Annotated in this window: 8 protein-coding genes; 4 read left to right on the top strand and 4 right to left on the bottom strand. The window is 66.9% G+C overall.

What is annotated here, in order from left to right:
• The 4 genes from ACI2L1_RS19270 to ACI2L1_RS19255 form a co-directional block, all read left to right on the top strand.
• Nucleotides 1-381, top strand: a 381-nt coding sequence (locus ACI2L1_RS19270) for a DUF6206 family protein (RefSeq protein ID WP_404740527.1), incomplete at its 5' end; no start/stop codon positions are given.
• Between the two features lies 1 nt (nucleotide 382).
• Nucleotides 383-1,171, top strand: coding sequence for a 4'-phosphopantetheinyl transferase family protein (locus tag ACI2L1_RS19265; protein ID WP_404740526.1), 789 nt, complete (start codon nucleotides 383-385; stop codon nucleotides 1,169-1,171).
• A gap of 13 nt (nucleotides 1,172-1,184) precedes the next feature.
• On the top strand, nucleotides 1,185-2,438 hold the full coding sequence (locus ACI2L1_RS19260) for a RedV protein (protein ID WP_404740525.1): 1,254 nt from the start codon (nucleotides 1,185-1,187) through the stop codon (nucleotides 2,436-2,438).
• A 560-nt stretch (nucleotides 2,439-2,998) separates the two neighbouring features.
• The gene (locus ACI2L1_RS19255; RefSeq protein ID WP_404740524.1) at nucleotides 2,999-3,625 is read left to right on the top strand and encodes a DNA-binding response regulator; all 627 of its coding nucleotides are present in this window, start codon (nucleotides 2,999-3,001) and stop codon (nucleotides 3,623-3,625) included.
• Between the two features lie 40 nt (nucleotides 3,626-3,665).
• Here the strand turns inward: ACI2L1_RS19255 and ACI2L1_RS19250 are convergent, their stop codons facing one another.
• From ACI2L1_RS19250 to ACI2L1_RS19235, 4 genes are all read right to left on the bottom strand, one after another.
• A complete protein-coding gene (locus ACI2L1_RS19250) occupies nucleotides 3,666-4,013 on the bottom strand; it encodes a RedY protein (protein WP_404740523.1) in 348 nt (115 codons plus the stop codon).
• A 45-nt stretch (nucleotides 4,014-4,058) separates the two neighbouring features.
• A complete protein-coding gene (redW, locus tag ACI2L1_RS19245) occupies nucleotides 4,059-5,237 on the bottom strand; it encodes an L-prolyl-[peptidyl-carrier protein] dehydrogenase (RefSeq protein ID WP_404740522.1) in 1,179 nt (392 codons plus the stop codon).
• Complete coding sequence (locus ACI2L1_RS19240; RefSeq protein WP_404740521.1) at nucleotides 5,234-8,077, bottom strand: polyketide synthase; 2,844 nt, start codon at nucleotides 8,075-8,077, stop codon at nucleotides 5,234-5,236. The genes redW and ACI2L1_RS19240 overlap by 4 nt, the downstream gene beginning before the upstream one ends.
• 192 nt (nucleotides 8,078-8,269) lie before the next feature.
• Nucleotides 8,270-8,998, bottom strand: a complete 729-nt coding sequence (locus ACI2L1_RS19235; protein WP_404740520.1) for a BTAD domain-containing putative transcriptional regulator — start codon at nucleotides 8,996-8,998, stop codon at nucleotides 8,270-8,272.
• Between the last annotated feature and the right edge of the window lie 445 nt (nucleotides 8,999-9,443).

The raw sequence follows: 9,443 nt of genomic DNA, 5'->3' as shown, positions 1-9,443 counted from the left end.
CTCATGCGGGACGACCGGGGCCGGGAGGAGCTCGACGTCCGGCTCTTCTTCACCTCGCTGCCGTGGGTGCTGCGCGACGCCGTCCGGCTGTCGATGAGCAAGTCGATCTTCGACAAGTTCTACGGGCTGCGCGGCGTACTCCTGGACTTCCTCGGCAATCTCCACAAGGAGCGGCTCGATTCACTGATCCCCGCTTTCCTGGATCAGGCCAACAGCCGACTGACCGAGCCGATCACGGCAGAAGAGGTCGCTGCCTACTACAGCGGTGACGCCCGAATGTGGGAACTGATCCAGCGGTTGCGCAAGGCCGACCGCTTCTGGCACTTCAAGGTCCTGCGCCGCCCCTACCCGTTCCTTCTGCCGCCGCCCGTGGATCGCTGACGTGAACGCCGTGACCACACCGCCGGCCCGCGTCGCGGTGTCAGAACTCGACGACTGCCTGGTTCTCGATCCCGCGCGGCCCTTGCGCGTCTGTCATGTGCGCGGCCCGCTGACACTCGCCGTTGTGTCGATCACCTGGCTGCGTACGATTGGCGAGCAAGCTCGTGCGACCCTCGAGTCCCGGCACCTCAGCGACGCCGAGTCGGCGCAAGCGCGGCAACTGCCTCTTCCCAAGCGGCGCTTGGAATGGCTGGCGGGACGCCTGGCGCTCAAGCACGGGGTGTGCGCCTACCAACAGCGCCACTTCGGGGGACGGCCAGGCACACGCGACGTCCACATCAGCGCTGTCACCGACGGCCTACGGGCCGGCAAGCCGCAGGTCGATCTCCCGGTCGAGGTCGGGCTCTCCCACTCGGTCGACTTTGCCGTCGCCGCGTGCGGACCGCGCGCCGTCGGGATCGACGTCGAGCGCATCCGCCGGATGCCGCCGATGCTCACCGAACTCCTCACTTCCACACCCGGTGCGGCGAAGGATGCGGAATCCGTCGGCGTGCGGGCGATGCCGCCGACACTGCGCTGGTCCTGCAAGGAGGCGGTGCTGAAGCACTTCGGCTTCGGCCTGCGCATCGACCCGCAGGAGGTCGCGTTGACCGACTGGCGTGCCGACGGCCGTTTCTCGTGGCGCGCGGGGCCGGATCTCAGGCGTCATGTGCCCGAGGGTGACGGGACGCGGTTCGACAGTTGGGCACGCGAAGTCGACGGCTACTCAGTGGCATTGGTGTGGCGATAGGAGATCAGCGGCAGTGACATCGACATCCCCTTCTCAGTCCGCTCCCGCGAACCGGGGCGTGGCCTTCGAGGACGCGCTCCAAGTGGCGGCCGAGGCCGCCGCCTACAGTCCGTCATCGCACAACTGCCAGCCCTGGGGTGTCGGTTGGGCGATCGGCGCGGTCGCTCGGCATGCCGCAGCGAAGCTGCTGGGGGAGAGTGTCGGGCACACCGCGGCCGGGTCCGGTCACACCGCGCAAGATGACGGCGAATACCTGGTCCTCGCCCTGGACCGCGAACGACAGCTCACTGCGCTCCCCTCGCACGAGGCCGAGATGCTGATCAGCTGCGGCGCGTACGGGGAAGTCCTGTTGCGGTCCTTGGCCACCCAGGGCTGGCCGGCCGACAGGGTCCGCTTCGTCGACCCGGCTCCAGCAGCCCACAGGCCAAAGGACGGCAACACCGACCGGATCTTCGGTGGCCGATGGCCGGACGCCTGGATGCCGCTGTGTGTCGTCAGCCTGCGGCACTCGGACACCTCGGGGGACCTCGCCGAGCTGAGCGAAACCCTGCACGCCCGCCACACCAATCGGGGCCCATACCGCCCCGACCGTATCGACCCGGCCGTGCTCGCGAGACTTTCGACGTCACGACCGGGTCCGTCGTTGCTCCGGGCAGGACCGGAGTACGACCGAACGGTCATCGTCCGCCATGTGGTGGCCGATGCCGAGCGTGCCGCGGTCGCCGACCTCGTCTCTCGGCACGGCGGGCGCGACTTCAGTCACCGCCTCGCCTGGCGGGAGACGCACTCGTTCATACGCCACGACGAGGCCGACGCCGAGGCTCACGGTGACGGCTTCACCCTCGGCCAGCTCTTCGGGCCGCTGTCGCCGCCCCGTCGGTTCGGCATGCGGATCGCTCTGGCACCCCGGACCATGCGGATCCTGCGTCACGGGGGCTATCACCGGATCCTCGCCCGGCAACTCGCCGCCATGGTACGGCGCTCCCCTGCCGCCGTCGCGCTGTGTTTCGACGACGAGACGCCCGACGCCGAGGCCGTGGTCCGGGGTGGCGCCGTGCTGGCCGACTACTGGCTCGAGGCGACCCGCGCCGGTCTGGTCCTGCACCCCGTAAGCGTCATCCTCCAGCACGACGACGTCCGGGCCGAGTTGGAGCAGCGGCTCGGTCTGCCCGGGCGGGCGTTCTTCGTGAGCCGACTGGGACGTGCGGTCACGACGTTCCCGCCGTCTCACCGGCTCGCCGCGTCCCGAGCGCTGCGGGTCGTGTGACGCTCTGCGTCTGCGCGGCGTTCAGCGATTCGGCCGAGGCGGGGTGAACTCGGTGTCACACAGGGCGTGATGGCTCCCTGCCGGTCCTTCACAGAGGAGGCAACCGCCGCTCTGGCCGTCCATCAGCCCTGCTCCGACCGCGCATTCACAGGTGCGCGGCCAGTGTCCGGTGAATGCGCGGCGTCTCTCCGAGTCCGTCATCACGGCATCATCACGTGCTAGCCTCATTACGCTGCTCATACGCAATATTGCATGGTCGAAAAACGGCCGACATAATCAGGCGTGCTAAGCAGCAAGGAGTGTCAGAAGAGCGCTTCGGCGCCCTCTCGGGGGAGGCACGAACCTTGGACCACCGAAAGCAATCACGACCGAAAACCGCCTGCCGGTCCGCCTGGACTGCCCTCTTCACCCGCGCCCGATGAAGACGTATCTGACCAACGTCATGTCCCGGGCCATGGCGGGTGAACCACCCATGCACCCGCTCGGTCCCACCTTACGGGAGGCAGTCGGTGAACATTCGCGTACTCGTTTGCTGCGAGGATGCGATCCTTGGCTCCGGGATGCGGGCCCTACTCAACCAGCAACATGACATAGTCGTGGTCGGCAACACGACCGGCGCCGAGTCCGCAGCGGCCGCCGCGAAGCAGGAACCGGACATCCTCCTAATTGTGGCACCTGCGCTGACCTTGGAACACAAGCGAGAACTCGCCGCTCTGTCCGCCGGCACGAAGGTGGTCCTCATCGCGAAGGCGGAGAACGCGTCGCGCTCCATCGAGGCGCTGCGTGTCGGAGTGCGGGCGGTTCTGACACCGGACACCTCGGCCGACGAACTGGTCCACATACTGCGGACGGTCAGTGCAGGCGGGGCCATCGTCATGCCCGAGGAGGCCAGGCCGAGCCTCCACCACCTGCCGGACGATGCCTACGCGGCACCTGCCGCCGCGGGCCTGGCAGCCGCCCTGACTCCACGGGAATCCGAGGTGATCGTGCTACTCGCCCAGGGAAAGTCCAATGCCGAGATAGCAGAAAGAATGTCCGTTTCCACGGCGACGGTACGGTCCCACGTTCACCACATGCTGAGGAAGCTCGGGGTGGGCACGCGCGCCCAGGCGGTAGCCGTCGCCTACGAGTCGGGGCTCATCTCCACCATTGGACGAAATTCAGTCACCCCGAACCCGTCCAATTGAAAGAAATTCAATACGCGTTCAACCTTGCTTCATGAAGCCCCTACGTCCGGTACCCCTCACCGATCCGCTCGCCAGTCACCTCGTCGACGACCTTCGCCATTTGATCGAACTCCACGACGAGCTGCTGAAACCGCGAGCTTTCCATGTCTCTTTCGAACTCCCCGAGACTGGTCACCTCTATGATCTCGAAGTAGTCTGGGCCGTTGGTGTCGGAAGCCCCTGTACCGGCCGATGGTTCGGCCGGTGTGTCCACCACCCGCTGAACGCCGAACGCCAGGACACTGGGTAGTTCACGACATGCTGCGTAGTCGACGTCCCGCACCCATTTCTCGAAGCGGCTGGGTTCGACACCGTCATGCAGTCGTATACGGTGAACGATGATCGTCAAGGTGAAACCTCCGGATGGACGGGGTAGTTGACGGAGTGCCGAACCTCAACGGCGACGGTGCGGTCGGCGTTTGGTCCCCAGACCCAACGCGCGTGCGATGTTGTTCCTCTGGATCTCGCTGGTTCCTGAGAAGACTCGGGAGGGCAGAGCGTCGCGGAGGAACGTCTCGGCCTCCCCCTCGACCACGCCCAGGCCACCACGCACCTGGACGGCATCCAGGCCCAGTTGTACGGCGGCCTCGCTCACCGCGAGTTTCGCGAGGGCCGGTGCGATCTCGTCCTGGTCGCCCCGCGTCAGTCCCCAGGCGGCCCTGTACAGCAGGAGCCGAGCGGACTCCAGGCGCAGTGTCATGTCGACGATCCGGTGACTGACCGCCTGGAAACCGCCGATGGGAGAACCGAACTGTTCGCGCTCTCCTGCGTATCCGATCGTGGACTCCAGGACCCGGCGCATGGCACCCAGGTAGATGGCGAACAAACAGACGCGTTCCCACCTCATGGACGCGGAGAACACGCTGGCACCGGCGCCTTCGGTGCCCAGCACCCGGCTGGCCGGGACGACGCATCCGTCGAAGTGGACATCGGCTGTGGGCGATCCGCGCAGGCCGACCTTGTCGTAGGCCGGTCCGACGCTGAGCCCCGGGGTGCCGGCTTCGACGACGAAGGCCGTGAGGCCGAAGAAACCGCCGTTCGGCTCGGTCGCCGCCTGAACGACGAAGACGTCGGCGACGGGTGCGTTCGTCGTAAAGCACTTGCTGCCCTGGAGTATGTACTCGTCTCCCTTGCGCTCTGCACGGGTTCGCAGGTTCAGTGCGTCGGATCCGGCCTCCGGCTCGGTGATGCCGTGCGCGGCGATCCGCTCTCCCGAGCAGAGCGCGGGCAGCCACTCCCGCTTCTGCTCCTCCGTGCCGAACTCGACGATGGGCATCAGCGAGGCGAACAGATGGGCGGCGATGGAGAATGCGAAACCGGTGTCCTCGCTGCCGTAGCCCAGTGCCTCCATGACAGCTGACGCGGTGACCGCGTCCAGACCGCTGCCACCGTAGTCGGCGGGCACGGTGCCGCCCGTCAGGCCCTGTTCACCCGCGAGCCGCCAGCGCTGCCTGAAGTCACCAACGTCGAACATGTCGTGCGCCGTATCGCCTCGGCCGGTGAGCTCGCGCTGGGCGAACGCGACGACCATGGCACGCATCTCCTCGGTGTCCGCGTCGAATTCGAAGTTCATCGCACTCCGTCCAGGTGCTCTTCGATGAGTACGTGGTAGTTGATGCCTCCGGTGCCGAAGGAACTCACGGCTGCGCGCCTCGGTTGCCCGGGCTGTCGACTCCACGGCGACGGTTCGGCCGAAACGGCAGCCGGGATGGCATCGAGCTCAAGTGCCGGGTTCAGCGTCCGAAGGTTGGCGTTGGAAGGCAGCGTCTCTGCCCGCATGGCGAGCAGCGTCCGCAACAGCCCGGCACTGCCGGCAGCCGCGAACGTGTGCCCGAAGAACGACTTCGCCGAGCCGATCTCCAGACGTCGCGCACGCGGCTCGCTGCCGTACATCCGTGCGGCGGCAGCGATCTCCACGCGGTCTCCGACCTTGGTTCCGGTGCCGTGAGCCTCCAGGTAGTCGACCGCCGACGGCCCGAAGTCCACTTCGGCGAAGGCCCGTCGCATGGCCAGCAGTTGCCCATCCACGTTCGGGGCTATCAAGGACTTCGCATCATTGGACGCGCCGATGCCGCGTATGAGGCCGACGATGTCATCACCGTCTCGGTGGGCGTCGCTGAACCGCTTGAGCAGAAAGAGGCCACAGCCGTCGCCCGGGCTGAAGCCGTCGGCAGCCTGGTCGAAAGGCGCGTTCTTGCTGTGCGACAGCAGCCCGAGCGCCGAACAGAGCACCATGTCCCGGGTGTTGCAGGCCAACTCGACGCCACCTGTCACAGCGAAGTCCGCCGTCCCCTGACGAAGAGCACCGACGCAGATGTCGAGCGCCGCGAGGGACGAAGCACACGCGGCCTCGACACCAAGGGGCACGGCGTCGAGCCGGTACTCATGGGCGAGCAGTGCTGCCACGCCACTCGCGAGGCAGCCGTCGAGGAGAGCGGGGGACATCGCATCGACCTGCGCCCCCGGCCTCGCCTCACGCACCGATGCCAGCAGGGCCTTCTTCTGCATCGATGACAGGCCGTCAAGAGCGGCGAGTCGTCCGACCGCCTCGTCCCAGGACTGCAAAGACAGTTCCGCATTAGTACGGCGCTCGCGCGTCAGGCCCAGATTGGTACCGATCGCGACCAGTCCCCTGCCCGCAAGCGGTCCCGCCGTACCGCGCGCGCCCGGATCCCCACCCGCGTGAGCTGCCCGTCCCTGGAACAACTCGGCAGCCACGGTAAGCGCAAGGCGCTGCGTTTCATCCATGGCCGCGTGGCGCGAGGGGATGATCCGTACATCGGCGGGTGGCTCCTGGGGCACCGGTACATGCCCGCCCTGGTCGGTGTAGCTGTGCGTGAGACTGAGGGCACCCGGCGCGAAGTACAGATCACGGTCGAGTACGGACTCCGGGACGGGACCGATGCGGGTCTCGCCGGAGCTCACGACCTGCCAGAAGCTCTTGGCGTCCGGCGCGCCCGCGAAGCGGCCGGCAACACCCACCACCGCGATCGGTTCCGGCCACGGCACCGGCACCGGCATGGCAGCGGCCCGACCCGCCGTATCCCCGATCCGGCCCGGGGTGGACCAGGCACGGCGGTGGACCGACCCGTTCGGCTCGTCGACGTCGTCGACCCCGGATTCTCCGTGCTCCTGGATGACGAGATGGCAGACGGTCCCGGTGAACGAGGCTCCATGTACCACGGCCAGGCGAGGCGTGGCGTCACCGCTCGCCCGCCACTCCTCACTCCGAGGTGCCAGTCGCAGCGGTGTACCGAGGATGTCGCTCTCATCGGCACCGCACAGCACGCGCTGGGGAGGGATCCGCCGGTGGTGCAGGGCAAGAGCGACCTTGGTAACGGCGGCGACGCCGGCGTTGGCAAAGGTGTTCCCGAGACGGTCCCTGACACTGCCGACAGCCACGGACGCGGGAGCAGCACCCCCATGGAGCGCTGTCAACATCTCCAACTCCGCCTCAGCGGTGACGGTCGAGCCCACGCACTCCACATACGTCACGGCCTCGGCGCTCACCCCGGCAGCACGCAAAGACGCCTGTGCGAGCGAGCGGCGCAACTCGGCGGACCGTGAGTAGCGGAAAGCGCCCGGACGAGAGTCGTGACGCACGGACGAGTCGAGGATCACGGCGTAGATCCGGTCACTGTCCCGGACAGCGGAGGAGAACCGCTTGAGCAGGAGCGCCCCGACGCCCTCGCCGACCCGGTGGGACTCGTGCCCTGTAGTGCCGGGGCTCATCGGATCCAAGAGTCCTTTGGCCTGCATGGCTCTGGTGACGAAGGGGCTCTCCCACCGCTGTCCCGCTACGACGAGGACCGCGTCGGACACCTCGCGACGGAGGTTGTGCATCGCGTGGTCGATGGCCACGAACGACGTCGCGTCCGCCGATTCGACCGCGAGCGTTCGCCCGTGAAACCTGAACGTGGTGGCGATCCTGGCAGGGATCGTGCTCGCCATCTCTCCCACCCGATCGTGCGGGGAGGCTCCACCTTGGCGTGCCGCCAGCGACCGCAGTTCCTGGGCGGCTGCCTGTGCCGCGGCCTCGTCGACGCCCCGTGCCACAGCTGCCAACTCGATGTCGTGGGCGTATCGGCTGGCCTCGATCCGCAGGGCGTTGGCATGCTGGCGGTCCAGGCCGAAGCAGGTGCCGGTGATGACGTCGGTACGGTCGGTCGGCAGTGCGCGCAAGGGATGTCCGGCGTCCGACAGGCACTGGCGTGCCGCTTCGAGCATGAGGATCTGCATCCGAGCCAGGGCCCCGGCCTGGGCCGGTGGAATTCCGAATCGAGCCACGTCGATATGCAGATCGTCAAGAGTGCGTGCCCCGGCTCCTACCGAGCATTTCCGATTCAGCATCTCCCAGTACTGGTCCGTCCCCGAAGCACCGGGATACAGCGCCGCGATCCCCACGATCGCCACGGGCTCCTTCAAAGCAACGAACTCATCGCGACGCAGTTCCGAATCGGGCGGCATGGTGCGACCTCTCCTACACGTTGTTCCGACCCGTCACCCGGGCGAAATCCAGCAAGGCCGAATGAGGGGACGGCGAGAACTTGGAGGCCCGACGAACAAATCGACCCAGCCTCAGCCCAAATGATCCGAGATCGTCCGCTACTTGCTGACCGCTGCGGGTTCGCCCTGGCTCGGCAGAACCGCGGCGGGCAGCCTCAGTAGCGGGTCCTGGGCCAGGATCTCGGCCTGCAGACGCTGCAGTGGCGCCCCCGGCTGGATTCCCAGCTCTTCATCGAGGCGCCGCCTGGCCCGCTGGAAGAGATCCAGCGCCTCCCCCTGGCGCCCCGTGCGGTAAAGGGCAAGCATGAGAAGTTCGCAGAACCGTTCCCGCAACGGGTACAGAGCGACAAGTTGGCGCAGTTCCGGGATCGCTCGAGCCTCGTCCCCGACCGACAGCAAGGCGCTGACCAGGTCCTCACAGGCGGTCAGCCGACGTTCGTCGAAGAGGGCCGCCGCGCCGCGCATGCGCAGGCCGTCGCCTGCGTCGAAGAGGGCAGGACCGCGCCAGAGGTCCAGGGCCGATTGCAGGAGTTCCAACGAGCGTTCGGGCCGTGTAGGCAGGTGCGCAGCTCCCTGGGCGGCCAAGTCGAGGAACCTGTTGCCGTCCACGTACTCCGGTGGCACTTCGAGGAGATAGCCGTTGTTCACACCGCGCAGCACAGAGGTACCACCGCGGTGCAAGGAGGGCTCGATCACCCTGCGCAGCCGAGTCGCGGTCGCCTGCAACGCGTTTCGGGCATTGCCTATCGCATGCCCGGACCACAGTTCATCAACGAGGTCTTCACTGGACACGGCTCGGCCCGCCTCCAGGGCAAGGGTGGCGAGCATGGCCCGTACCTTGTTGGCTCGAATGGCGCGTGTCTGCCCATCAGCAATGACAGAAACTTGGCCCAATATACTGATCTGCAAGTCAATCCCCCGAGGTCTGACGCGAAATGGAATCACCCCTGCAAGTCGGCAGGAACGCACCATTCGAAAGGACCAGTGACTCACTCCCACCGGAGCGCTGCGGTTCCCCGACGGCAGGAGTGTTTGATCCGTTCAACTCTGGCCTGATCTTTTCAGCCGCCTTGGCTCTTGTCATCCATCCATTGATGGATTTCCGCAGTACACAACAGGTTGACTCCCGAAGCCTGTCCCCCTCCACCGTTCGTTGAGGGCCTTCCGGTACCGGGGAGCTCAGTGCGAGCCTTGGCACCCAGGCTCCGAATGCCTGAGCCGCACCGCGCTGGGCCTGGATCCGCAAGCGGTCGTGAGCGTCAGCACGGCAGTC

The organism is Streptomyces sp. NPDC019531, assembly GCF_044903305.1.
In the GTDB taxonomy this organism is placed as follows: domain Bacteria; phylum Actinomycetota; class Actinomycetes; order Streptomycetales; family Streptomycetaceae; genus Streptomyces.
This window is presented reverse-complemented; position numbering and strand designations above follow the sequence as displayed.